23 protein-coding genes are annotated in these 25,029 nt (G+C 68.0%); 14 read left to right on the forward strand and 9 right to left on the reverse strand.

The window, feature by feature from the left end; all coding sequences use genetic code 11:
• Positions 1 to 106: 106 nt before the first annotated feature.
• Positions 107 to 1,207 (reverse strand): alpha/beta hydrolase family protein, encoded by a 1,101-nt coding sequence (locus tag B1818_RS10740; protein WP_078112760.1) that lies wholly within the window; start codon positions 1,205 to 1,207, stop codon positions 107 to 109.
• A gap of 164 nt (positions 1,208 to 1,371) precedes the next feature.
• Here B1818_RS10740 and B1818_RS10745 point away from each other — a divergent pair, with 164 nt between their 5' ends.
• On the forward strand, positions 1,372 to 1,848 hold the full coding sequence (locus B1818_RS10745; RefSeq protein WP_058249779.1) for a cupin domain-containing protein: 477 nt from the start codon (positions 1,372 to 1,374) through the stop codon (positions 1,846 to 1,848).
• A gap of 205 nt (positions 1,849 to 2,053) precedes the next feature.
• Here the strand turns inward: B1818_RS10745 and B1818_RS10750 are convergent, their stop codons facing one another.
• Genes B1818_RS10750 through B1818_RS10760 form a run of 3 tightly spaced genes read right to left on the reverse strand, consistent with a single transcriptional unit; the run spans position 2,054 to position 5,015 of the window.
• Entirely contained in the window at positions 2,054 to 3,376 is a 1,323-nt protein-coding gene (locus B1818_RS10750; protein ID WP_137810394.1) for an amidohydrolase family protein, read from the reverse strand.
• Positions 3,373 to 4,338, reverse strand: coding sequence for a PDR/VanB family oxidoreductase (locus tag B1818_RS10755; RefSeq protein WP_078112712.1), 966 nt, complete (start codon positions 4,336 to 4,338; stop codon positions 3,373 to 3,375). Before B1818_RS10755 ends, B1818_RS10750 begins: the two co-directional genes overlap by 4 nt.
• 17 nt (positions 4,339 to 4,355) lie before the next feature.
• On the reverse strand, positions 4,356 to 5,015 hold the full coding sequence (locus tag B1818_RS10760) for a helix-turn-helix domain-containing protein (protein ID WP_065631433.1): 660 nt from the start codon (positions 5,013 to 5,015) through the stop codon (positions 4,356 to 4,358).
• A gap of 212 nt (positions 5,016 to 5,227) precedes the next feature.
• On the opposite strand from B1818_RS10760, the gene B1818_RS10765 reads away from it, so the two are divergent.
• The 9 genes from B1818_RS10765 to B1818_RS10805 all read left to right on the forward strand — a co-directional run bounded on the left by B1818_RS10765 (position 5,228) and on the right by B1818_RS10805 (position 15,393).
• On the forward strand, positions 5,228 to 6,562 hold the full coding sequence (locus tag B1818_RS10765; RefSeq protein WP_078112713.1) for an amidohydrolase family protein: 1,335 nt from the start codon (positions 5,228 to 5,230) through the stop codon (positions 6,560 to 6,562).
• Complete coding sequence (locus tag B1818_RS10770) at positions 6,562 to 7,332, forward strand: ABC transporter ATP-binding protein (protein WP_058249775.1); 771 nt, start codon at positions 6,562 to 6,564, stop codon at positions 7,330 to 7,332. Before B1818_RS10765 ends, B1818_RS10770 begins: the two co-directional genes overlap by 1 nt.
• On the forward strand, positions 7,329 to 8,234 hold the full coding sequence (locus B1818_RS10775; RefSeq protein ID WP_078112714.1) for an ABC transporter permease: 906 nt from the start codon (positions 7,329 to 7,331) through the stop codon (positions 8,232 to 8,234). Before B1818_RS10770 ends, B1818_RS10775 begins: the two co-directional genes overlap by 4 nt.
• A gap of 191 nt (positions 8,235 to 8,425) precedes the next feature.
• On the forward strand, positions 8,426 to 9,604 hold the full coding sequence (locus B1818_RS10780) for a nitrate ABC transporter substrate-binding protein (RefSeq protein WP_078112715.1): 1,179 nt from the start codon (positions 8,426 to 8,428) through the stop codon (positions 9,602 to 9,604).
• On the forward strand, positions 9,601 to 10,932 hold the full coding sequence (locus B1818_RS10785) for an FAD-binding oxidoreductase (RefSeq protein ID WP_078112716.1): 1,332 nt from the start codon (positions 9,601 to 9,603) through the stop codon (positions 10,930 to 10,932). Before B1818_RS10780 ends, B1818_RS10785 begins: the two co-directional genes overlap by 4 nt.
• 5 nt (positions 10,933 to 10,937) lie before the next feature.
• Entirely contained in the window at positions 10,938 to 11,729 is a 792-nt protein-coding gene (locus B1818_RS10790) for a creatininase family protein (protein ID WP_226514084.1), read from the forward strand.
• On the forward strand, positions 11,726 to 12,337 hold the full coding sequence (locus B1818_RS10795; RefSeq protein ID WP_078112717.1) for a pyridoxal 5'-phosphate synthase: 612 nt from the start codon (positions 11,726 to 11,728) through the stop codon (positions 12,335 to 12,337). The genes B1818_RS10790 and B1818_RS10795 overlap by 4 nt, the downstream gene beginning before the upstream one ends.
• On the forward strand, positions 12,334 to 13,719 hold the full coding sequence (locus B1818_RS10800) for an amidohydrolase family protein (protein WP_078112718.1): 1,386 nt from the start codon (positions 12,334 to 12,336) through the stop codon (positions 13,717 to 13,719). The genes B1818_RS10795 and B1818_RS10800 overlap by 4 nt, the downstream gene beginning before the upstream one ends.
• 105 nt (positions 13,720 to 13,824) lie before the next feature.
• The gene (locus B1818_RS10805) at positions 13,825 to 15,393 is read left to right on the forward strand and encodes an oxygenase MpaB family protein (RefSeq protein ID WP_078112719.1); all 1,569 of its coding nucleotides are present in this window, start codon (positions 13,825 to 13,827) and stop codon (positions 15,391 to 15,393) included.
• Between the two features lie 12 nt (positions 15,394 to 15,405).
• On the opposite strand, the gene B1818_RS10810 is transcribed toward B1818_RS10805, so the two are convergent.
• The gene (locus B1818_RS10810; RefSeq protein WP_078112720.1) at positions 15,406 to 16,065 is read right to left on the reverse strand and encodes a TetR/AcrR family transcriptional regulator; all 660 of its coding nucleotides are present in this window, start codon (positions 16,063 to 16,065) and stop codon (positions 15,406 to 15,408) included.
• Positions 16,066 to 16,293: 228 nt separating this feature from the next.
• On the opposite strand from B1818_RS10810, the gene B1818_RS10815 reads away from it, so the two are divergent.
• Entirely contained in the window at positions 16,294 to 17,046 is a 753-nt protein-coding gene (locus B1818_RS10815) for a hypothetical protein (RefSeq protein ID WP_078112721.1), read from the forward strand.
• 40 nt (positions 17,047 to 17,086) lie between these two features.
• Here the strand turns inward: B1818_RS10815 and B1818_RS10820 are convergent, their stop codons facing one another.
• The 4 genes from B1818_RS10820 to B1818_RS10835 all read right to left on the reverse strand — a co-directional run bounded on the left by B1818_RS10820 (position 17,087) and on the right by B1818_RS10835 (position 21,140).
• Positions 17,087 to 17,572, reverse strand: a complete 486-nt coding sequence (locus B1818_RS10820) for an NAD(P)H-dependent oxidoreductase (protein ID WP_078112722.1) — start codon at positions 17,570 to 17,572, stop codon at positions 17,087 to 17,089.
• A gap of 27 nt (positions 17,573 to 17,599) precedes the next feature.
• Positions 17,600 to 18,382, reverse strand: a complete 783-nt coding sequence (locus tag B1818_RS10825; RefSeq protein WP_078112723.1) for an MFS transporter — start codon at positions 18,380 to 18,382, stop codon at positions 17,600 to 17,602.
• A 198-nt stretch (positions 18,383 to 18,580) separates the two neighbouring features.
• Positions 18,581 to 19,846 (reverse strand): MFS transporter, encoded by a 1,266-nt coding sequence (locus B1818_RS10830; RefSeq protein ID WP_254859642.1) that lies wholly within the window; start codon positions 19,844 to 19,846, stop codon positions 18,581 to 18,583.
• Positions 19,847 to 20,024: 178 nt separating this feature from the next.
• Positions 20,025 to 21,140, reverse strand: a complete 1,116-nt coding sequence (locus B1818_RS10835; protein ID WP_078112725.1) for an ADP-ribosylglycohydrolase family protein — start codon at positions 21,138 to 21,140, stop codon at positions 20,025 to 20,027.
• A 119-nt stretch (positions 21,141 to 21,259) separates the two neighbouring features.
• Here B1818_RS10835 and B1818_RS10840 point away from each other — a divergent pair, with 119 nt between their 5' ends.
• The 3 genes from B1818_RS10840 (at position 21,260) to B1818_RS10850 (ending at position 24,659) form a co-directional block, all read left to right on the forward strand.
• Positions 21,260 to 22,252 (forward strand): TIGR00341 family protein, encoded by a 993-nt coding sequence (locus B1818_RS10840; RefSeq protein ID WP_078112726.1) that lies wholly within the window; start codon positions 21,260 to 21,262, stop codon positions 22,250 to 22,252.
• 111 nt (positions 22,253 to 22,363) lie between these two features.
• Positions 22,364 to 24,265 (forward strand): alkyl/aryl-sulfatase, encoded by a 1,902-nt coding sequence (locus B1818_RS10845; RefSeq protein WP_078112727.1) that lies wholly within the window; start codon positions 22,364 to 22,366, stop codon positions 24,263 to 24,265.
• 76 nt (positions 24,266 to 24,341) lie between these two features.
• Positions 24,342 to 24,659, forward strand: coding sequence for a hypothetical protein (locus B1818_RS10850; RefSeq protein ID WP_010842754.1), 318 nt, complete (start codon positions 24,342 to 24,344; stop codon positions 24,657 to 24,659).
• Positions 24,660 to 25,029 lie beyond the last annotated feature (370 nt).

Below are 25,029 nucleotides of genomic sequence, written 5' to 3' on the forward strand. Positions count from 1 at the left end.
CCCGGAGATCACGCCCCGACCGTAGGTGCGCCGAGTTGAACGGACGCTGAAATGCGAGGTCCGGCGGTCGACGACGACCGCCGTCCGCGGTGCATCTCCCGCGGCGTCACGCCCCGAGCGCGCGGGCGAACATCGGCCAGGACTCATGCATCTGGTCCTCCCAGTACCCCCAGGAATGCGTACCGGTCGCCGGGAGCCGGACGACGGCCGGGATGCGCAGCGCGGCGAGGCGGTTTGCCATCGTCACCGTGCACGATCGTGCGGTCGCTTCGGCGAATCCGCCGGCCGCGACCTGTTCGGCGAGCTCCCCCACGTTGCCGGCGATCCGCCGGTCGGACAGATTGTCGTGCGCACCGGGCAATCCGGTCGCCGCACTGATCCACAGGGCGGGGGTGCGACGCCCGAACTTGTAAGCGTTGATCACCGGATCCTGGGCTGCCCACTGCGGGTCCCCGGGCGGGCCGTACATGTTGCTGGCGTCGGCGAGTCCGGGCACGAACGCCACGTTGCGCAACAGCAACTGCCCGGTGGGCGACGCGGTGTCGGCGCATCCCGAATAGGAACCGACCGCACGGTAGAACCCGGGGTGGTTCTCGGCGATCCGGAGCACGGCAGTACCCGCCATCGAGATCCCCGCGACCCCGCGCGAGCGTCCCGGGCCGGATCGTCCCCCGTGCGCGTTCTCGAAGGCGGCGGGCAGCTCCGAGGTCAGAAAGGTCTCCCACCGCAGGGGCCGTGACGTCTTCACGCCGAACCGGAAGTTCGCGGCCGGGTCGACGCGCCGCCAGTCGGCGTAGTAGCTCGCCGCGCCCCCGATCGGGGCCACGGTCCACACGTTCTTGTTCGCATAGAACGCGTTGGCGTCGGTGGCGTGCGTCCAGTCGTCGTTGTCCTCGCCACCGGACGATCCGCTGAGCAGGTACATCACCGGTGCGGCCTCGTTCCGGTTCGCGGGCGTCTGGACCAGCGACGGGACCTGGGTCTGCATCGACCGTGACCACACCGACACCACGAGATTGCGGGGCGACACCCAGGTCTCCCGGTATGGCGCGCCGGCCGTCGCCTTGGCGTATCGGACACCGGTGAGGGTGTCCGCCGACGCAGATCCCGCGGAGGGCACGAGCACACCCGCCACGCCCATCACCATGGACAGGACGGCAACGCCGACGCCGACGCCGACGACCACGACATTCGGCAAGCGAGACATCCGCGGCTCCTCGAGTTCGTACCGAATCATCACCTACTCGGTCCCGTCATCGTATGCACACCGCTCTGTACCCAGGACCGTTCGGGTCAATCGTCCAGGACTGTTGCACAACAGAATCGGACGAATCGGGTATGAGGTGCGTCGGCCCGACGTACGGTCGGACGATGACACCACTCCTGCGCACCGCCGTCGCGACGCTCGCCGCCGCGGCCGCTCTCCTGACGCCGCTCGCGATGTCGTCGGGGACGGCGAATTCCACGCCCTCGTCCGGAATCTCGGCGGTCAGCCTGGCCAAGGCGGACATCCCGGCCGACCTCCTCCCCTTCGTGCCCGACGGCGTCCACGTGGAGGTCCGGGAGATCACCATCGCCCCCGGCGGAACCACCGGGTGGCACTACCACGACGGCCCGCTCTACGGACTGGTCCGGCAGGGCACCCTCACCCACCCCGGCTCCGACTGCAAGCCGGTCGTGTACCGGACCGGCGAGATCATCGCCGAACCCGGGGGCAAGGCGAACACCCACGAGGGAACCAATCTCGGGACCACCCCGGTCGTGCTGGTTGTCCTGTACCTGATGCCGCTGAACAAGCCGCTGTCCGAGGACGCACCCGCACCGCCGTGTGCGACGGCCACTTCCTGACGGCGGGCGAGCCAGCCCCTGCTCCCTGATCCGAAAGAAGTGACCCCATTGCTCCCTGAGGAGTGAGGAGCGATAGCGACGAGCCACGAAGGGCCTGGTGAGACACGTTGCGAAGCCCTTCGTGGCTCGCTTCGCTCGCACCTCAGGGAGCAGAGGGAGGCCGTCGCTGCACCCAACGGACCAGCGGTTCTGTGGTTCTCTCGGATCAGGGAGCAGAACGCTGCCGCCAGTCGAGCAGTGTCCCGAGGTCGGCTGCGAGCGAACGTGAATCAGCGGTCACGAGTTCTCCGTCGCGTACCACCCACCGACCTGCGACCATGACGTCGCGGGGTCGCCGGCCCGGGCCGGCCCACAGCAGGCCGTCGACCGGGTCGGTGACCCCGGCGTCGAAGACGTCCGAGCAGTCCCACACGCAGAGGTCGGCGGCGGCACCGGGCCGGAGGTGCCCCAGCTCGCTGCGGCCGAGACCTGCCGCCGAACCCTCGGACGCCATCGCGAGAACCTCTCGGGCCGTGACGGGTTCGCCGATCAATCCCGAGACCTGAACGGCCAGGCGGGCATCGGCGAGCAGGTGCCCGGCGTCGTTGCTCCCGCCGCCGCTGGTGCCGAGTCCCACCCGCACACCCGCGGACACGAGCGCCGCAACCCGCGCGACGCCCCATCCCATCGGCACGTCGCACCCGGGCGCGTGGGTCGCAGACGCTCCCGATCGCGCGACCAGAGCCACTTCGTCGTCGGTGATCTCGCACAGATGCGCCAGCGTGACGTCGTCGGCGAGCCAACCCCACTCGTCGAGCAACTCGAGGGGGCGCCGCCCATATCGTTCCGCGGCGACCTGCACATCGACCTGCTCGTTCGCCTGCGTACGACGACGCAGGCCGAGTCGAGATGCGACCTCGCCGAGCGTCGCGAAGGTCTCCGGCCCGTCGCTGTGCACGCCGGACGGGCCGACGGCCAGCTGCAGCATCCCGTCCGCGCTCGTGCCGGTTGCCCCCGCACCCAGATGTGTTCGGTGGATGTCCTCGACCGATGCGGCTGCGGCTTGCGGGTCGTCGCGAGCAGTGCCCCGGACGAAGACCAATCGCGCACCGACCCGTGCGGCGGCATCGATGGTCCCTCCGGCCAACGCGACCGGGTCCTGACCACCGGGCCAGGTCAGATGATGGTCAGCGACCGTAGTGACACCGCACAGCAGGGACTCCGCGAGCCCGGCAGCCGCTGCCGCGGCGACGAGCTCGGGGTCGACACCGACCGATGAATAACGTTGCGCCATCAGGCCGAGCCACTGCGGCATCGGTACCGACCGGCTCTCCGGACGCGACCGGAACGCGGTCTGCAGCAGATGGTGGTGCGCGTTCACGAGACCGGGCGTGACGACGCACCCCGAGACGTCGACGACCTCGTCCGCGGCGGCCCGGCCGCCGACCGCGGCCCCGATCCGCCCGTCGTCGACCACGACCGGATCGCGCGTGACCATCGACGCGTCACGTAGGACCGCCACGGCGCCGGTGAGCACCGTGACCGTCACAGCTCGAGCACCAGACGACCGCTCGTACACCGCGACACGCAGATCATCATCGATTCGTTCTCGGACCGCTCCTCCGGCGACAGGATCGAGTCGCGGTGGTCCACCTCGCCGCTGACCACCCCCGTCTCACAGGTTCCGCAGACACCTTCGCGGCACGACGACGGCGCCACCACCCCACGTCCGTCCAGGACGTCGAGGATGGTGCGATCCTGCGGCACCGTCACCGTCACGCCCGAGAAGGCAAGGGAGAGTTCGAACTCCGCGTCAGCCGCGGACTGCGTCGTCGTGGCGGTGAACTTCTCGGCGAACGAATCCACGGCCGGTTGCGGCTCACACACTTGCGCAACGGCTTCCAGCATCGACGGCGGTCCGCAGGTGTACACGGCGGTGCCGCGGGCGAGCCCGGCCAGGACGCCACCGAGATCCAGGCGGCCCGAGTGGGCCGACTCGTGAATCGTGACCAGTCCGGGGTACCTGGATTCGATCTCGTCGACGAAGGCCATCTCCGCCCGGGACCGTCCGACGTAAACGAGCCGCCACGGCCGCCCGGTACGGCGGGCCTCGTCGACGAGGGCGAGGACGGGGGTGATGCCGATACCACCGGCCACGAACACATAACCGAGTGCACGTGTCAGCGCGAAGTGATTGCGCGGCGGGCTGATCCACACCTCACCGCCCACCTGAACCTCGTCGTGCACGGAGTCCGAACCGCCCCGGCTGTCGATCCGGCGTTCGACGGCGATCCGGTACGTACTCGTGTCGTCAGGGGAGGAACACAACGAATACTGCCTGACCGGGCCGGCCGGTGTGTGCAGATCGACGTGCGATCCAGCGGTCCACGACGGCAGCGCGTCGACACCGACCGGCGCGAGGACGAATTCGTCCACCCGACGGGCGAGCCGGCGCCGTGACACCACGCGGATACGCAGTCCATCTCGAAGGTCGTTCGCTGACACAGACATCGGAGATCTCCTAGGTACTACGATCTCCGCCGGTATTCCCAGCCACGGGAACCACCCCCACCGTCGCGGATCTCCGACACCTGCGTTGACGCCTGGACAACGACGAGCCGAGCGGCCTCGGAACCGGTGAGCCGCCACCGGTGGGGAATGCCGCCAGCGTAGTAAAGGCTGTCGCCCCTTCGCAATTCGAGGAGACTTCCGTCGCCGAGGTCGACCTCGACCTCGCCGTCGACGACATGCAACCACTCGTCCTGCTCGTGCTGGAAGTACTCGCCGTAGTCCCGCCGGTTCAACAACTGCTCCTGGGGGAAGAACGCGGCGTCTCCTCGAACGAGCAACCGGGCGTATCCGGCGTTGTCGCCGGCCTGCGGAAGGATCGCGCCCTCGCCGGCACGCACCAGTTGCGTCCCGACGGGTGCCGGAGACGGTGCCCCCGCCACGTGCGCAGGGTCCGCGGCCAGCATCAGACTGACCTGGGTGGTGTCCAGCGCCCTGGCGATCCGTTCCAGGGTCGTCATGCTCGGACGCGCGTATCCGCGCTCGAGCTGCGACAAGAACGGATGCGAGATACCGGCCTGCGCAGCCAGATTCGTCAACGTGAGGCCATGCTGCTTACGTCGTCGGCGGATCTCGGCACCCAGCGACACCTGCGCGACGTCCGGCTCGTCGAGCGCCATGTGGCTCACACCCTTCCTGCAGAACCGATGGTTACACGCCCGCAGCGCTGGTTAACGTCGTGGCAACAGCGCATTCCTATATTCGGACGTGTTGACGTGATCAACAAGTATCACGAACCGCCCCAACCCCGCCGACCCCAGCCACAGCGGGACCACCGACCCAGTCGTGCACCGTCGCACGCCATTTCGATGTTCTCGAGGAAGTGTCATCAATGCCGACTCAGCAGACAGCGCCCGTGCCGGGCATCACCGGATCACTGGCCGACGGGTCAGTGGTCGATGTCGAGCTGTCCGCCGATGCCGACGGTATCCACCGCGTCCGCGCCGTCACACCGTTTTCTCCCGATGTCCCACATCCCGCCGACTGGCTGGATCTCCGTGACCACCTGCTGCTCCCACCCGCCGCCGAACCCCACGCCCACCTGGACAAGGCCCTGTCGTGGCCGGAGTTGTCACCGCCGAGCGGCGACCTCAACGCCGCGATCGCCTCCTGGCGGGCCGGCAGCGTCTCCCTCGATGAGCAGTCCTTCCGGACGCGCGCTCTCCGGGCGACCTCGTCCATGCTGCGCAACGGCATCACCGCGGTGCGCACCCACGCCGACGTTCTCTCGCACGACGACCCACTGCGAGCCGTCCGCGTGCTCACCGAGGTCCGGGAGCACCTGCGCGGACTGATGGACATCCAGGTCGCGGTCCTGGCGAGCCCACTCACGCCCACCGCGCACATCGAGGCCGCGCTCGACGCCGGCGTCGACCTCGTCGGCGGGGCCCCGCACATCGCCGATGACCCCATCGCCGAGCTCACGAGACTGCTCGACCTCGCCGAAGCGCGCGGTATCGGCGCCGACCTGCACGTCGATGAATTCCTCGACGGTGACCACCTGACCATCGAGGCCTTCGCCGACCGCGTCGCCGAGTGGCCCGACGACCGGATCCGCACGGCCGGCCACTGTTGCCGCCTCGACACCCTGGCCGCCGCCGACCTGCAACGGGTCGCACGGGCGCTCGCACGGGCCCGTGTCTCGGTCGTCGCCTTGCCGGTGACGAACCTGTACCTCCAGGGCCGATCCGGACCGTCCGCGGGGCGACGAGGCATCACGCCGATCGACGTGCTGCGCGATCACGGCGTCCGCGTCGCCGGTGGTGCGGACAACATCCGCGACCCGTTCAACCCCGTGGGCCGGGCCGACCCGCTCGAGACCGCCGCCCTGCTGATCACCGCCGCACATCAGAACCCCCACACCGCAACGGAACTGGTCACCTCCGAGGCGCGTGCCGTGCTCGGACTGGAGCCCGCGGGCCCCGTCGTCGGAGCCCGCGCCGACCTCGTCGCCATCCGCGGCGCCGATCTCACCGAGGTCATCGCCACCGCGCCGGCCGACCGGGTCGTGATCGTGAACGGAACGGCGGTCGCACGCACCGAGTCCACCACCTGGACGGCGTTCCCGTCGTTCCCGGTTCCGTCCCCGGCAGGAGCATCACCGGCCGGAATGTCCTCAGCCGCAGCATCACCGCTGGGCCTGTCCCCCGTCGGCATGGAGAGATGATGAGTTCACCAGCAACGACCCACAGACCGGCACTCGGTCACCCGCTCGTCGGCTTCGAACACGTGGAGCTCACCTATCCGGACGGCACCCACGCCCTCCGCGACGTGAACCTCACCGTGCGCGAGGGCGAGTTCGTGAGCGTCGTGGGCCCATCGGGTTGCGGCAAGTCGACCCTCCTGCGGTTGTCGTCGGGCCTGGAGACGATCACCGACGGTTACCTGCAGAGCGGTGCCGAACGGATCGGTTACGTGTTCCAGGACGCCACCCTGCTCCCGTGGCGGACCGTGGCCGACAACGTCGCACTGCTCGGTGAACTCGACGGTGCACCGAAAGCCGAACGGCGCGAACGCGTCCGCGCCGCGCTGGAGACGGTCGGGCTGACCGGGTTCGACAAGCACCTGCCGCACATGCTGTCCGGCGGCATGCGGATGCGGGTGTCGCTGGCCCGCTCGCTGACGCTCGATCCCGATCTGTTCCTGTTCGACGAACCGTTCGCCGCACTCGACGAATTGACCCGCGAACGGCTCGGTACCGACCTGACCGAGCTGTTCGCCGTCAAACGCTTTGCCGGCCTGTTCATCACCCACTCGGTCGCCGAGGCGGCGTTCCTGTCCACGCGTGTCCTGGTGATGTCGGGACGGCCGGGATCCATCGTCGACGAGATCGAGGTCCCCTTCGACTATCCCCGGTCGCCCGACCTGCGTTTCGAGCCGGAGTTCGGCGCGATCGCCGGCCGGATCTCCCGCGCACTCCGAGAGGCACATTCATGAGCGCCCCCGACACCGGCACCGAGACCGCCCCGGGCGTGCGAACCCCGAAAACCGGCAAGGCCGGTACACCCGACCCCGGCTCCACCACCGAACTCGCCGTGGCCGCACGCACGGGCCGACGCGGCCGCTCCCGATCGAAGATGGTCGGGATCGCCGCGCCGCTCGTCGTCCTGGGCCTGGTCATCGGCGCGTGGTACCTCGTCAGCTACGCGGTGCTCGATCCCGGCCGTCGATTCCTGATGCCGCCCCCGCACCAGGTCGTCACCGACGGACTGCTGGGCGACTCCGCCCAGGCGATGTGGGAGGCTCTGAGCCGCACGGCCACCGTCGCGTTGACCGGCCTGACGATCGCCGCGATCATCGGCATCACGTGGGCGGTGATCATGTCGCAGTCACGGCTGATGGAGAACGCCCTCTTCCCGTATGCCGTGGTGCTGCAGTGCGTCCCGATCCTGGCGCTCGTCCCCCTGGTCGGATTCTGGTTCGGATTCGGCTTCAGTGCACGGGTTTTCGTCTGTGTACTGATCTCACTGTTCCCGATCGTCTCCAACACCCTGTTCGGCCTTCGATCGGTCGACCGGCAGATGCGGGATCTCTTCGCCCTGCACCGTCCGAGCCGCGTCACCATCCTGCGCAAGCTGGAGTTCCCCGCCGCCATGCCGGCCATCTTCGCCGGTCTCCGCATCTCGGCGGGCCTGTCGGTGGTCGGCGCCATCGTGGGCGACTTCTTCTTCAAGCAGGGCAATCCCGGCATCGGCATCCTGATCGACAACTACCGGTCGCGACTGCAAGCCGAGGAACTGTTCGCCTCGATCGTGCTCGCCTCACTTCTCGGCGTGGCCGTCTTCTGGTTCTTCGGCTGGCTGGGCAACCGCATCGTCGGACGCTGGTACCAGCGCTGACCTGATCTTCTCTCGCCGGGTGGTTTCGACTCGGCTCCTCGCTTCGCTCGGTGCCGGCTCAACCAGCGGGGGTACCGGCTCCTCGCTTCGCTCGGTGCCGGCTCAACCAGCGAGTGGGTCTCCTGTCGTCGACACCCCTTGATCCTCCATTCAACTTCCGGAATCTCTCAGCCCGAAAAGGAACTCATCTCATGAACACACCCGTCTGGCGTCGCCTGTCCAAGACCACCGGTGTCGCCGTCGTCGCCGCCGCCCTCGCCTTCACCGCCGCGTGCAGTTCCGGGGAGAGCACCGAATCCTCCGGTTACACGGGGGCGGTCGGCCCTGTCGACCTGAGCGCCAACTGTCCCGACAAGGTCGTCATCCAGACCGACTGGAACCCTGAGGCCGAACACGGCCACCTCTACCAACTCCTCGGCCCCGACCCCACGATCAATGCCGGCAACAAGCGCGTCGTCGGTCCGCTCTTCGACCGCGGCGAATACACCGGCGTCGACATCGAGATCCGGGCCGGCGGACCCGCCATCGGCTTCCAGTCGGTGACCTCGCAGATGTACTCCGACCCGGAGATCCTCCTCGGCTACGTCGACACCGATCAGGCCATCCAGAACTCGAAGGACAACCCGACGACGGCGGTCATGGCACCGCTCGACATCAGTCCGCAGATGATCATGTGGGATCCCGCCACCTACCCGCAGGTCCAGGGGATCGCCGACCTCAAGGCGGCGAACGCGCGCGTCCTGTACTTCGAGGGGGCCACCTACATGGACTACCTGACCGGGTCGGGCGTCCTCTCCCCCGCGCAGGTCGACGGCAGCTACGACGGGTCGCCGGCCAACTTCGTCTCCGACGGCGGCAAGACCGCCCAGCAGGGGTTCGCCAGCTCCGAGCCGCAGGTCTACCAGGAAGAGGTCGAGGGCTGGCAGAAGCCGGTGAAGTACCAGCTGATCCACGACGTCGGCTTCCCGTCCTACAAGTCGTCGGTGGCGGTTCGCTCGGACGCACTGGAAGAGAACGCCGCCTGCCTCGAGCAGCTGGTGCCGGTGTTGCAGCGCGGTTCGGTCGATTATCTGGCGTCGCCGCAGGCGGCCGACGCGGTCATCCTCGACGCCGTCGAGCAGTACGACACGGGGTGGGTGTACTCCCAGCGGAACGCCGACTACGCACGGGAGACGATGGCCGACCTCAACCTGGTGAGCAACGGCACCGACACGACGATCGGCAACTTCGACACCGCGCGCGTCGCCCGGGTGATGGAGGTGACCGGGCCGATCTTCACCGAGCAGGGCACGCCCGCAGCCGACGGCCTGACGCCCGAGGCGATCGCGACCAACCGCTTCATCGACACCTCGGTGGGCCTGCCGTCATGACCGCTCCGGTGGTCGCGGTCGGTACCGACGAGGGACGCCCCGACTTCGGCCCCGAGGACGTCGATGCGCTGGCCGACGACCTGCTCGCGATCGTCGGCCCGCGCGGCATCAGCTCACTTCCCCGCGCGCTCGAACGCGCGGCCCGCGACGGCTCGGGGATGAGTCCGATCCTGTCGGCGCAGGATCTCGGCCGACCCGATCTCGTGTGCTACCCACGCACGGCCGACGCGGTGCCCCACATCGTCCGCGCGGCGGTCGCCCGCGGCGTACCGATCACCACGCGCGGCAAGGGAACCGGGAACTACGGCCAGGTCATCCCGCGCTTCGGCGGACTCGTCCTCGACATGACGTCGCTGACCGCGATCGGGGACGTCACCGACCGTTCGGTCACCGCCCAGGCGGGCGCGCGGATGATCAACCTGGAACAGACCGCATGGTCGCACGGCAGCCAGCTGTGGATGTACCCGTCGACCGTCCAGTCGACGCTCGGCGGGTTCCTGGCGGGAGGTTCGGCTGGTACCGGCACGATCGCGCACGGCCGCAACCATCAGGGGTTCGTCGACGCACTGGATGTCGTCCATGCGACCGGCGAGGCCGAGGTGGTCCATCTCGAGGGCGACGACGCAACCCCGTTCGTGCACACCTACGGGGTCGCCGGCATCATTGTCGGCGCCACCATCCGGGTGGAACCGCTGCAGGAATGGCGCTGCGTGTACGCGAGTTTCGGCTCCACACGCGAGGCGTTCGACGCGGCGCTCCGACTGGCGGCGGTCGAACCGAAGCCGCGTCTGCTGTCCGCGGACGGCCCCGTCATCACGGGCGCGCTGCCCGACGACCCCGCGCTCGTCCGCGGTCGCGCCAGCGTGCGCGGGATCATCGACGCCCGGGCATTGGCGGAGACCACCGACCTGGTCGTCGCCGCCGGCGGCCGCGTCGAAGCGGTCCGCGAGGGCATCGCCGAGACGGTCAAGCTGTCGACGCTGTCCTACAACCACCCGACGTGGTGGTTACAGAAGTCGCAGCCGGACAGGTGGTTCCACATGGAGGTACGCGGGGACGCACTCGTCACCCGGCTCGAGGAGGTGGAGAAGGTGTACGAGGGCGGCATGCTGCATCTCGAGGTCGGCCACGAGATGATGTTCGGGATGCTCAACGGGATCTACCGCAGTCCGCAGCAGGTCATCGACGGCGTCGCCGCACTCGAGGATCTCGGGGTCGGCGTCCACTCCCCGCACCAGTGGTACGTCGATCTCGATGCCGAGCGCGTCCGCGCGCTGGCGCACCAGACCGACCCGAAGGGTCTGCTCAATCCCGGAAGGTGGATGTGAACACGGTGACCACCAGGACGACGCGCCCGGCCGCGCACCGGCGTTATGCCGAGCTGACCACCGAACAGATCGGCACCACCCTGTCGCGGGACTCGATTCTCGTACTACCCACGGGCGCAATCGAACCGCACGGCCCGCACCTGCCGTTGGCCACCGATCTCATCGTCGCGGAGTCGGTCGCCGAGGCCGTCGTGGACCGCGGTGCCGCCGCGGGGCACGATGTCTGGCTCCTGCCGGCGCTGGGTTACACCAAATCCGACGAGCACTCGCGGCTCCCGGGCACGATCTGGCTGCGGGCGAGCACCCTGTTCGAGACGATCGTCGACATCGGGGCGTCGCTCGCACAGACCCCGGCGCGTCGTGTGCTGTTCCTCAACGCGCACGGCGGCAACTCCGCACTGATCGAGGTCGCCGCGCGCGAACTCCGACGACGGTTCGACCTGCAGACCTTCTTCTCCTCCGGCCCGGGTCACCCCGGTCCCACCGAGCGCGGACTCGGTATCCACGCGGGCTGGGCGGAGACCTCGATGATGCTGCACCTCCGGCCGGATCTCGTGCACATGGACAAGGCGGTCGCGACGGTGGCGGACGCGGTCGCCGACGCCGGGCACGTCGGTTTCGCCGGCACCGTCCGATTCGGTTGGCTGTCCACCGATTTCGCCGAGTCTGGGGTGATCGGCGACCCCACTGGAGCCGACGCCTCGATCGGCGCGAAGCTTTTCGACGAGCGCGTCGAGGACCTCGTCGCCGCGCTGCCGGAGATCGCCACCTTCGACCCGGGCCGGGTGGGGCGTTGATCACCAGCGGTACCGGATTCGGAACCGATTGCGCGACCGCGGATCAGCTCTCGGTCCACCCGATGACGCTGCTGCGGAGCTGGCTTCCCCCGTCGGACGAGCCACGGCCGTTGATGGCACTGGCGACGTGCGGCCCCGACGGTTATCCCCGGGTCCGACACGTGCTGATCACCGAGGCCGACGACACCGCGGTCTACTTCCACACCGACAGCCGGTCGGCCAAGGTGGCCGAACTCGCCGACAACCCCCGGGCCTCGATCGCGATCGCCTGGCCCGCCGTCGGCCGGCAGGTCGTCGCGCACGGTGACGTCCGGCGAGCGTCGGACGACGAACTGTCCGAGGCCTACTCGCGCCGTTCCCGGTACCTGCAACTCCTGGCGTGGTTGAACGACGACGACCTCGCCGCAATGCCACCCGAGGAGCGGCGTCGGCGATGGTCCGACTACGACTCGGCCCACCCGCGACTGACCGCACCGCCCACCTGGACCGGGTACGCCGTCGACTTGCGGGAGATCACCTTCTGGCGCGGCGACCCGGACGGGCCGTCGCAGCGAGTACGGTTCACCGACAACGGAAATCATTGGAATTCGGAGGTTCTACCGGGATGACCGGCACTTACCACAACGCCCTCGTACTGCCGGTCAGCGGCGATAGGCCCTGGTTCTGGGGATGGCTGTCGGTGGGCGAGGACGGCCGGATCTCCGGGATGGGCGAGGGCTCACCGCCGGCCGACGCACCGCTCCCCCGCCACGATCTCGACGGCGCCTTCCTCGCACCCGGTTTCGTCTCGGCACACAGTCACATCTACACCGGCGGGATGCGCGGGGTGGCGCCCAACAGCCCACTCTATGAATGGGTCACGCTGAACAGCACGATGCTGCTCGGCGCCGAAGCGCAGGACCTGTACTGGATGACGCTGGCCGGCGGGCTCGATCACCTGTCCTCGGGAATCACCTCCGTGTACAACTTCACCCAGTCCCGCGTCCTGGCACTCTTCGACTACGAGGAGTCCGTCCTCAAGGCGGCTCGGGTGCATTCTCCGGAGTTCGTCACCGCCCAGGTGGACGGCTTGGCGGCCACCGGGATCCGATTCGTCACCAGTGTGCGACTCGACGACGAGCAACTCGGCGAGGACGCCGCGTTCGCCGGTTTCGACGAGGTGATGACCCACCTGACGACCGTCGACCGCGACCTCGATCTGGGTGGTTCGGTCTACGGCTCGGTGCAGTGGTCGTCGTCGCAGGCGACCGCCGAACGCGAACGGGCACTGATGGACCGGTACGGGATCACCAATCAGGCGCACTTCGTCGAGACTGCCGAGCAGATCGAGATCCAGCAGTCGAAATTCGACTGGTACGACGCCGCAGGCGTTCTGGGCCCCGGCTTCGCCTTCGGACACTTCGTGCACCCGACCGAGAACATGGTCGCGCGTGTGCGCGACACGGGGTCGGCGGTGGTGTGGCAGCCGATGTCGAACGGTCGGCTCGGTTCCGGCATCGCCGACATCCCCCGTCTGCTCCGGGATTCGGTGACCGTCGGCGTCGGTGTGGACGACCAGTCGTGCACCGACGTGTCGGACCCGTTCGAGAACATGCGCACCGGTATGTTCCTGCAGCGCGGAAAGCACAGCGACGCCGCTGTTCTCACCCCCGTCGACATGCTCACCCTGCACACGCTCGGGTCGGCATCGGCGATGGGCGTGGCCGACAAGGTCGGTTCGCTGGAGGTCGGGAAGTTCGCGGACCTGCTCGTCGTCGATCCCCGTTCCCCCCACCTCGGCCCCATCTGGGACCCCGTCGCCACCTACGTGCTCGGTTGCGGACTGCGCAACCTACGCGAGGTCGTGGTGGGTGGCCGCACGGTATGGGACCGCGACGTCGCCGATCCGCTGCGCGCACAGGCCGATTCCGAACTCACCGAGCGGATGATCGCGTCAGCGGCGCAGTCGGGGATCCATGCGGTCCGCCCACCCTTCGACGTGTCCCACTGACGCTGCCGTTGACAACGGCGCCATGCAGGTGACACCATCCCACGGTCATAGGAATCACCCGATTCCTGTAACGTGCGATGTCAGACGTCGAGACGAGGTACAGCCATGTCGGAACCCGACCGATCAGAGTTGCTGGAGCGGTCCGCCGACGGAGACGTAGGCTATTTCGGCCCCGATTCGTGGTCGTGGAAAGTCTTCCTACACCCTGCGACGCAGGTCATGATCGCCCAGATCACCAACGCACTGGAATCCCCACACATCGTCTTCCAGCACGTTCTCGCCGAGCACGATCCCGTGTTCGGCGCCCCGTCGCGCACAGCCCGAGTCCCCGACGGACCCCAGGTCACCTTCTTCGAGCGGGTACAGCGGACGGTCAGCGTTCCCGCTCCGATCCTCTTCGGATCGAAGAGCCAGGCCGACCTGGCCGCTCGCAAACTGTTCAACTACCACCGACCGATGCGCGGGACGATTGCCGGTAGCAGCGAGAAGTATGCCGCCACCGACGAGTCGAGCATGCTCTTCGCCGCGGTCACGATCGTCCACGCAGCAATTCTCGCGTACGAGAACTTCGCTTACCGGGATGGACGACGCGTTCCGCGTCTCACGGAAGAGGAGATGTGCGAATACCTTTCCGAGGGAGCCCAGATCGCTGTTCTCATGGGTGTACCCCGCGACACCTTCCCGACCAGCCCGGGCCAACTCGATGACTACTACGACTCGGTCGCAGACCAGTTCCGGACCAAGCAGGGCTGGTCTGCAGACCGGTTGCGTGCCATCCGACTGCTGACAACACTCGGCAACGGTCGTCGTCCGCGGCACGTCGCGGTCGATCTGATGCTGGGACTCTCCGAACTCATGAGCCTGGCGGTCGTCCCCGAGGTGTTCCGGCGCGGCAACGGCTTACCGACGATCGCCGATCCGCTTCTCCGGCTCATGTACGTTGCCGTGCAACCCCTTTTCCGACGTCTCGGCAGCAGCGCATCGCTCACCACGAAGGTGCGTGATCTGTATCGTCGCGACGACCCGCTGACCTCCCAGCTCCTTGACAACGCTCTGCGACTCACTGCGTCGCACACGGAGCCGCAATCGTTCCCGTTCGCATCGACGCAGCTCACCCGGCACGCCGACGGCCGCACCTCCGGTGAACACTCCGCGGTACAACAAGTCTTCGACGAGCTACCCTCCGTCGAAGCCGGCGAGTTGCGGGGACGGTGGCGCGGTACCGAGATCCTCACGAAGCACCGGCTGGATGGGTCCCTGGAGCGGATCGGTTGGTATGGAAAGCACTTCGACGGCGAGGGCAATGCCCTGCCGATCCTGATCCAGACCCGGTCCGGGCGAATTCACCCCTTGAACCCGGCCCTGATACCCACCCCGCTGTTCCTTCGACCACCGAAATTTCCGCAGGGGGTCGACCGGATCCTGCGTCGGATTCTGGATGCCACGATCCCGATCATGCCCTCCGACCGCCCAGCCGCGTCCGTGCGCATGATGGACTACCGTGGAGAGCAAACCGCCGCCATGATCTACGACAAGCAACCGGTCATCGACCTGTTCAAGTCAGCCGGGCCGAACGTGGTGCTGGGCGCCATGCAGTCGCGTGCAGAGGACCGCCCACACTTCTTCCTACTCGAAAAGGACGACGACGCACGGAGCTCGATCTCCGTGCACTGACCGTCGACTCACTCAGGCGCCGCGCAATCCCGCCGATTCAGCGAGGGCACAGACGATATCGACCGCGGCGTCCGCGAGTTCGTCGCGATCGACAGCCAGTCGACCGTCGGCGAAGTCGAGGTAGAGCGCGACAAGTGCACCCGACAGGCCGGTTGCGATGATCGGCAAACGGCCCGGACTCGGAACGAGCTCGTCGTCGACCCCCAACAGTCCCATGATCGTCTCGACGAACAACCGCGATCGTTTCGCACTGTGCTCACGCAGGACGTCGTCGCTCAGCGGCTCACGCAGCAGGATGCGAGCACGGCGCGGATCCTCCTCGAAGAAGTCACCGCACGCGCGGCACACCGCGTGGACCGACGTCCGGAAGTCGCCGCCGGTCTCGATCCCGGCCACCCGCTCGAGGACTCGAGATTCGACCCTGTCGTATATCGACACAAGGAAATCGTCTCGGCCGGAGAAGGTCTCGTAGAAGTAGCGTGGACTGAGGCCCGCCTCTCGCACGACCGCCCGCATCGTCACCGCACCGGCACCAGAGGTTCCGAGCAACCTCTCACCGACGTCCAAGAGTTGGTCGCGCCGCTTCAGGGAACGATCCTGGAGCGTCTGACCTCGCCACCGCTTCTGCGACGAATCACCCACCGTCCGACCCCTCTCCACACTTTCGACCATCGTCCTTGACAGTACTCAACGCAAGAGGAATCATATGATTCACGTTGGTTCGAGAATCGACGCGCCGCCTTCACCGGGCCTGCGAGTCCACCCCTCCACCGTTCGACTCGAGGACACCGAACGCCGAGTTGGGCTCTCGCACAACGGCGACGAGCTCGACAACCTCACCACCAGCGCCGCTACACGCCGATCATCGCCGCCACCGCGGCACAATCGAAAGGACCGAAGATGACTTTCAGCGAAGAGATGTTCCAGGAGGCGTTGCGGAAACCCCGCCTCGCACGACCCGCACCCGAGTACCTCGATTCGAACCGTGGCGAACGGGTTCGTGTTTTCTCGGAAGAGGAACTCCAGGCCACGACTCGCGAGTGGTTCACGATGTGGGAAGCAAAACTTGATCTGTACAGCAGGGCCTTCGATCGCGACTTCTCGTGGCTGATGACGTGGGCCAAGAAATACTGGTGGAGTTTCCTCGTCCGCGACATGAGTGTGAACGACGAACTGTACGCGGCCGACATGACATACACCGATGTGACGACGTTCGGCCGGACGATCGTCGGCATCGACGACTTCGTCACGTACAACTTCGCATTCTTCGATGCGATCCCCGACTGGCGCTATGACCCGATTCCCGACCAGGTGTACGTCGACGTCACACCGGAGGGAACCGTCCGCACCATGATCCGGTACATGGGGAGTGGACATTTCGACGGATCGCTACGCCTTTACCCCTACGACGACACGGCGGCGGTCGTCCACGGCAACGGCCGGTTCCTCCAGTGCCCCGCCGTGGATCGCTATCACTTCAACAAGGACGGCCTTCTCCAAGAGGGAGAGACGCTCTACGACTCGCTCGATGCGCTCCAGCGTTCGAGAATCCTGCCACGCGACGACAGTTGGCAGTTCCGCACCCTGTTCGCGGCATCGAAGGTCCCAGCGGTCCTACGGCAAGCACAGGTGAAGCTGGGCCGCGCGTCCTGAGGCGCACTGTGCCGGCGCGACATCGCCACGGTGGGCGGTCTCAGGACCCGAGGAGCGTCGACGACCAGCGGTCGGTGTAGTCGGCGATCCGTGAATCGGTGGTGTAGGTCGAGTCGATCAGGTACAGACCGGGTGCCGGGCACACCGCTCCGAGCTCCACCAGGACCGGTTTGAGCAGCAGATCGGGTGCCATCGCGTGTGCGGGGCCCGCCCCGAGCATCAGCGGGACGGCGACAACATCGCGCAGGCCGTCGGCCGCGGCGAACTGGTCGAGGAACAGTTTGAGGATGCCGGTATAGGTCGCTTTGAAAGTCGGGCTCGCCACCACGACGAGATCCGACGAGGCGACTACGTCGACCGCGGCCTGGACCGCGGCGTCACCCCATCCGAGCAGACCCGGCCCGAGTTCGATCACGTCGACGACGTGGTCGGGATCGGTCCCGGTCAGTGCCCGCGCCAACTGCCGGGCGGCGTCGAGCGTGCGCGAACCGGGCTTCGGGTTCCCGGCGACAACAGTGGTGGTCATGGTCCGCCTCTCGAGTATCGGTCCCGCCTATCGTGCCGCAGCAGGAGCGGGCACACCCGCCCGATGCCGCAGTATCGTCGATGCCGCGGTGGTCACGACCAGCGCGACAATCGTCCCGATTGCGACGCCGACGACCGCCGTTGTCTCGCCCTTGGCGGCCACGATGATCCCGACGAGCGCCCAGATCAGCGTGAGCGGGTACGCGACGAGCACCGACCCGACGGCTGCGGTCACGGCGAGGCCGAGCAGGGCGCATGCGAGCAGGATGGTCAGCTGCCATCCCAGGGACTGCGGGTCGGCGACGTCGGCACCGATCGCGGCGGCCCAGTTCTGGAAGACCGCCGCGGTGGCCCAGGCCGCATAGACACCGACGAGGATGCGGGTCAGGACGATGAGCCACCGGGGCGCCGCGTCGTCGGCCGGTCTCGCGGCGATGCGGGCGGCGTCGAGCAGGACCACCGTCATGACCGTCAGCACGATCGGTGTCACCCACGTCCACTCCGCGGCCGACACCAGAATCCACAGCGCAGCGCCGGCGAACGCGACTTCGAGGTCGATGAGCAGACGCCGCGGGTCGTCGGTCCCGGTGGCACCTTTCCGCACCACGGCAATGGCGAAGACGATCGACAGCAGGTAGATGAGACTCCAGATCGAGAACGTGTAGCCCGCCGGGGTGATCAACAGATCTGTGGTCGACTCGTTGGGCGAGGCGCCGAAACCGGAGAACGGGACCACGGGCGCGACCACCTGCGCGACCGCCAGGAACACGGCAAGCCAGGTGATCGGACCGGAGATGCGTGTGGGTGTCATGTGATCCAAGGTAGGCACAGGTGTCCGGTTTGCGCCGCGAATGTGCTTGGGGTGGGAGCGAAGCACCCCGATCACCCCCGGCTCCCCGAGGTGCGCGTGGAGCTTGCGGACCGCCAGACTTCAACTCGACTCCTAGACCTCGATCGAAGTCTGCCGGTCGAGTTGAAGTCTGCCGGTCGCCGGCGCGTATCGGCCCAGTCATCGATTCCGGGGAGCCGCCATCACACCTGCGGTACTGCGGACTTTCGGATCGGGGAGCGGAGAAGCTCGTCGAACGACCAGACCGATGGCGACGGCCGCGACCGCGGCGTAGACGACGCCGGTGACGATGGCGCCACCGAGGGTCCCGACTGCCTGGCCGGCGACACCGTCGAGCACCACCATCACACCCGCACCGCTGTAGGCGAAGGCGGAGAACCGCGACGCCACACGACCTTGCTCGACGGCGCCGAGACCGCGGGTGACAGCGGCGAGCGCCACTCGGCACCCGCCGGCCTGACCGATCCCGCCGACGACCGTACCCAGGACGATCACGTCGAGCCGGCCGAGGACGAGACCCACCACCGCCGTCGACCATCCGACGACCAGGAGCACCCCGACCGCCGGTAGCGTCGTCACGAGCCGCACCCCCACGCCGGCGAGACTCGCGACCATCGAGACCAACAGACATGCGCCACCGACACATTGGGCCACGAGGAGCGAGTCGCTCGCTCCGGTGGCGAGGATCGCGGCGGGCATCGCGCCCACCGCGAGCGCACCGATCGCCCACGCCAGCGTGCCGACCAGATAGGCACCGGGATCTCGACGACGCGTACCCGCAACGTCGAGGTCGCCGTTGTGGACGTCGAGGTCGCCGGTGTGAGCGTGTGTCGACTGCGGCGCTGAGCCATCGTCCGTCGACGAATCATTGCCATACGCAAGCAAACCGGGAGCCAGACGCAGACCGACGAGCAAGACGATCAGGCATACCGCGGTCGCCGCGGCGTGGATCGCGTACACCGTGACCAGCTGCCAGGGCAGGAACACGGCTATCGCGATGGCCGCGACCAGCCCGCTTCCGGCGCCGATGAGCGAACCGGAGGCGATGAACGCACGACCCCGTTCGCCGCGGGCGGCCACCATGATCGCCGCGGCGGCGCCCGTGCTCAGGCCCGCCGACGCCCCGGTGAGGAACCGTCCCGGGAACAGCAGCACCTCGACCGACGCGCCGACGATCTGCAGGAGGTCGCCGACGATCGCCGCGAGGAGAGCGAGCGGTAACACCGTGCGGCTGTGCCGGATGAGCGGGCCGCGAGCCGAGATCAACAGGATGATGATCAGGGCGATGAAGTAGGTGGCGAACAGCACCGACGCCGCGGCGGGCCCGAACTCATGGGTGTCCATGTATCCCGGGAGCAGTGGCGTCATCGCATTCGAGCCGCAGATGGCGAGAATGAACCCGACCCCGGAAGCGCCTGTGAGCACACGGATTCCACGGTCGGATCTCAGAGCGACTGCCATGGGGAGAACTCAAACCGACGTCTGTGACCATCGGGCAACCCCGTCGTGGCCGTCGTGTTGCGCACCTCGTCGCCACGACGCCGAGGCGCTGACCTGCCACGTTCTGGCGGGTGACGACGATGGCGCCGGTCGCGCCGGAGACTCAGCCCACCGGGCGAAGGTCCGGAGTCGCCCCCGGGCGGGGTCCCCAGTACCTCTCGACCCAACTGCCCGACCCGGCCGGTTCATCGGTCTCGGTGATGTCCCAGTCCACGAACTCGTGTAGATCGCCCGCCATCTCGGCGATGACGTCGCGCAGTTCGAGGGGCTCCAGCCAGCGCGGTGGGATGGCCTCGACCCCGTCGCGCGCACCCAGCAGGTTGCCTGCGATCGCGCCGGTGGAGTCCGAGTCGCCGTCGTGATTGACCGCGATGATCACCGCGTCCTCGAGGTCGTCGGCCACCAGCGCGGAGTAGACGGCGATCGCGAGCGCCTCCTCTCCGACCCAGCCCTCGCCGAGGCGCGTGATCGCCGCCTCGTGGGACAGGCCCGAACCGGCAAGGCTTTCCGCGGCATCGAGGGCGGTGAGGGTCTCCTCGTGACCGGAACGATTCCGGAGGATGCCTTTCGCCGTCGCCAGCGCCTCCGGCAGGCCGGCCCCGACGATCAGCTCGCGAACCGCGACCGCGAGAACGCCGGCGGGAAGCGAACCGGAGGGATGGCCGTGGGTGAGCGCCGCGAGTGTGGTCGCGAGGTCGAAAGTGCCTGCGGCAGACCAGTCCACGCGGGCCGCGAACAAACCGACCGGCGCCACCCGCATGACACCTCCGCAGCCCTTGCTGTCGTTGTCGGCCGGGACGCCCGGACGAGTGGTCACCCGGAGCGCCTCGAGACAGGTGGTGCCGGGTGCCCGTCGGCTGTGCAACTGCTGGTGCCCTGCCAGCCAGCTGGACCGTTCGGTCGTCGCCAGCACGCCGTGCCGCGGATGGCCGCCCTGCGTGATGAACCACCGCAGGTATGCGCGGGCCGTCGTGGCCGCGTAGCAGGAGATGCCTCCCGCGCAGTCGCGGGCCCAGGCGCGCAGCAGACCCTCCGCAGTGAACAGCGTCATCTGGGTGTCGTCGGTGATGGTGCCGAGGCCGCCGTACGCCTCGGAGTAGGAGGTGATGCCCGCGGGTCCGAACCTCTCCAGGATCGCGTCCCGAGTCGAGAACTCGACTGCCCCGCCCAGCGCGTCGCCGGCAGCACCGGCGAGCAGACATCCGGTGAACCGATCCATGTTCGCCCCCTGTGCTTTCCCCGGCGTTCATCCATGGTCACACGGTTGCGCCGACTCTGCTGGACAGCGGACCGCGAACGGGTACTTTCAGAGGACCTCGAGACGAAGGGGCTCCGATCGTGCTCTCCCTCATCCCCGGTTCACAGCGTCGCAGCCTGGACGAGATCGTCGAACGCCTCGACTTCTCCGTCGGGGACCGCACCGCCAAACGCAGCGCCTTCTGGTTGATGCTCACGCTGTCCGGCATCATCGCGGTCTCGGGAGTCGTCGCCGACAGCACGGCGACCGTCATCGGGGCGATGATCGTCGCGCCGCTGTCGACACCGATCCTCGGCATCGGACTCGGGATCGCCACCGGCCGTGGTCGACTCGTGCTCGCGAGTGTCGGTTACGTGCTCGCCGGGGTCATCCTGGTGACGATCCTGGGCGTCGTGTTCGCCCAGTTGCTACCCAACCCGACGAACGTGCTCTCCAACTCACAGGTGCTGGGCCGGACGTCACCGACGCTCGTCGACCTCCTGGCCGCCCTCGCCACCGGCCTCGTCGGCGCGATCGCCATCACCCGTCGCGACGTCGGTGATGTGCTGCCCGGCGTGGCCATCGCCATCTCCCTGGTGCCGCCACTCGGGGTCGTCGGCGTCTGCCTCGGGTCGGGAGCCCCGTCGCTCGCACTGGGCGCCTTCGTGCTGTTCGCGTCGAACGTGGTCGCGATGATCATCACGAGCCTCGTCGTGTTGACGATCGCAGGCTATGGCCGAGAGGCCGCCGATCTCGCCGGTGCGGAACATCCGAGGGCCCCTCGACGCCGGGCCTACGCGGCACTGGCCGTAGCTCTCGTCGTCGTCACCGTCCCGATGGTCGCGAACTCGCTCTCGTCACTGTGGTCCCGGCAGATCGCGACCGCGGCGGAGTCGTGGCTCGGATCGGGCGGGAACGACTCGTCCGAGGTGACCGGCGTCAGCTGGACCGGCAGCACGGTCACCGTCGGTGTGCTGGCCCCGCAGGACCTGCCGCCGATCGACGAGCTCCAGACGACGGTCGACGAGTTGGTCCCCTGGGACCCCGAGGTCGTCGTCGTCCACACGGTCGGCGAGCGGTCGGGTGTCAACTGAGCGTGCCGAACCCCGGCGAGGCATCCGCGCTTCTGACAGAGTGGTACGTACGCATCGCTCACCGAGAACGTCACCGTACGCACTCAACCGAGAATCGACGAGGTCAAGCACATGGCTCTCTCTCGAGACGCATCCCCTGCTGTGGCACAGGCGAATTCGTCCGCCCACGATCACCTCCCGTTCCAGGACACCCGCGACCTGGACGCCGCCACGCGCGGACTCGTCGCCGAACTCGATCCCCCCGCCATCGCCGGCCAGGACGGGAAGTCGGTGTGGGATTGCGATGAATTCTCCTTCCTCGCCGACGAGGCGCCTGCCACCGCCCACCCCAGCTTGTGGCGGCAGTCGGGTCTCGTTGCCCGACAAGGCCTCTTCGAGGTGACCGATCGGATCTACCAGATCCGCGGCCTGGACCTGTCGAACATGACCGTCGTCGAGGGCGACACCGGCGTCATCGTCATCGACCCACTGATCTCACAGGAAACCGCGGCCGCCGGCCTCCGCCTCTATCGGGAGCATCGTGGCGATCGTCCGGTCACCGCCGTCATCTACACGCACTCGCACATCGATCATTTCGGCGGCGTCAAAGGAGTCACCACCCAGGAGGCCGTCGACGCCGGCGAGTGCCAGATCATCGCGCCCGCAGGCATGGTCGAGCACGCGGTCGCCGAGAACGTCTACGCGGGAACGGCGATGGGCAGGCGCGCGGCGTACATGTACGGGGCCGCGCTGCCGAGGGGCCCGCGCGGTGCGATCGGCGCGGGCCTCGGCCAGTCCACGTCCACCGGCACGGCGACCCTGATCGCCCCGACCCTCGACATCACCACCACCGGACAGGTCGAGACCATCGACGGGGTCACCATCGAATTCCAGCTGACGCCCGGCACCGAGGCACCGGCCGAGATGAACTTCTACTTTCCGCAGATGCGCGCGCTCTGTATGGCCGAGAACGCCACCCACACCCTGCACAATCTGCTCACGTTGCGGGGTGCCCTGGTCCGTGATCCGCACGTGTGGTCGCGCTACCTGACCGAGGCGATCAACGATTTCGCGGCGCGCTCCGACGTGCTCTTCGCGTCGCATCACTGGCCGACATGGGGCACCGCGGAGCTCACGGAGTTCCTGTCCCTCCAGCGCGACCTCTACGGATACCTCCACGATCAGACCCTTCGGCAGCTCAACAAGGGCCGGACCGGTCTCGAGATCGCCGAGGACATCCGATTGCCCCCGGCACTCGAGAACGCCTGGCACACACATGGCTACTACGGCTCGGTGAGCCACAACGTCAAGGCCATCTACCAGCGTTACATGGGATGGTTCGACGGGAATCCGGCGCACCTCTGGGAACACCCGCCGGTGGAATCCGCGACGCGGCACGTCGAGTTCATGGGCGGCGCGGACGAGGTGGTACGGAAGGCCCGCCGGTCGTTCGAGGCGGGCGACTTCCGCTGGGTCGCACAGGTCCTGAACTACGTCGTCTTCGCCGACCCGGCGCACGAGGAGGCGCGGAGTCTCCAAGCGGACACGCTCGAACAGCTCGGCTATGGCTCGGAGAACGGCACGTGGCGCAACTTCTACCTCATGGGGGCGTACGAGTTGCGCCACGGACCCGTCGGGACGCCGACCACGACGGCGGCCACGGACATCGTCGCCGCCCTGTCGGTCGATCAGCTCTTCGACGCCGTCGCCCTACGAGTCGACGGGCCAGCGGCCTGGGACGCCCACATCGTCCTCGACTGGCACATCACCGATGTCGACCGACGCCACCGATCGGAGCTGCGCAACGGCCTCCTGGTTCATTTCGACGTGGATCAGGCAAGCGCTGGCGACCCCGTCGCAGCCACGTTCACCCTGACGAAGCAGACCCTGCTGACGCTGCTCCTCGAGCTCGTGGATCTCGGCACGGCCGTCGAAGCGGGCGACGTCGGCGTCGACGGTGATCCGAGTGCGTTCGGCGAACTCGCCGGCTACCTGGACGACCCCGATCCCGATTTCGCGATCGGGACACCCTAGTTCCCGCCGGGCGGCCCGGCCGACCCGACCGAGGGTGACACCGCTCGAACACACGTGCGAAACTGTCCGGGTGGGCATGAAGTGGATTGGCGGGGACAACGGCCAACCACACCGGCCCGCCTTCGTGCGGGTCGGCCACAAGGCGGTGCTCATCGACCTGGGCGCGCTCTACCCCAACGCACCGCATTTCAGCGGCGAGTACCACCCCGACGGTTTGCAGATCCGGTCGGTGCACCTCGGCGTCCTCACCGAGTGGGGGCGCGACGAATGGGGTGCCTGGTACGGCAAGGTCACCTACACGATCACCTCGAAGGACCGACAGGAGAAGGTCACGCACTGGGTGCCGTCGTGGGCGTTGCGCCCGGCCGGTGACCGGCCGCCCGGGCGACGGTGACCGCCCCCGAGGAACGAGCTTGCGAGCGTCACCCCCTGCTCCCTGAGGAGCGAGCTTGCGAGCGTCACCCCCTGCTCCCTGAGGAGCGAGCTTGCGAGCGTCACCCCCTGCTCCCTGAGGAGCGAGCTTGCGAGCGTCACCCCCTGCTCCCTGAGGAGCGAGCTTGCGAGCGTCACCCCCTGCTCCCTGAGGAGCGAGCTTGCGAGCGTCACCCCCTGCTCCCTGAGGAGCGAGCTTGCGAGCGTCACGAAGGGTCCTGGTGAGGCGGGTTGCGAGACCCTTCGTGACGCGCCCTCCGCAAGCTCCGGGCGCTCCTCAGGGAGCAGAGGGGTGACCCTCCGCCGGGAGCAGAAGGTGGGCCCTGCGCAGG

It is taken from the genome of Gordonia sp. IITR100 (assembly GCF_002009645.1).
In the GTDB taxonomy this organism is placed as follows: Bacteria; Actinomycetota; Actinomycetes; order Mycobacteriales; family Mycobacteriaceae; genus Gordonia; species Gordonia hongkongensis.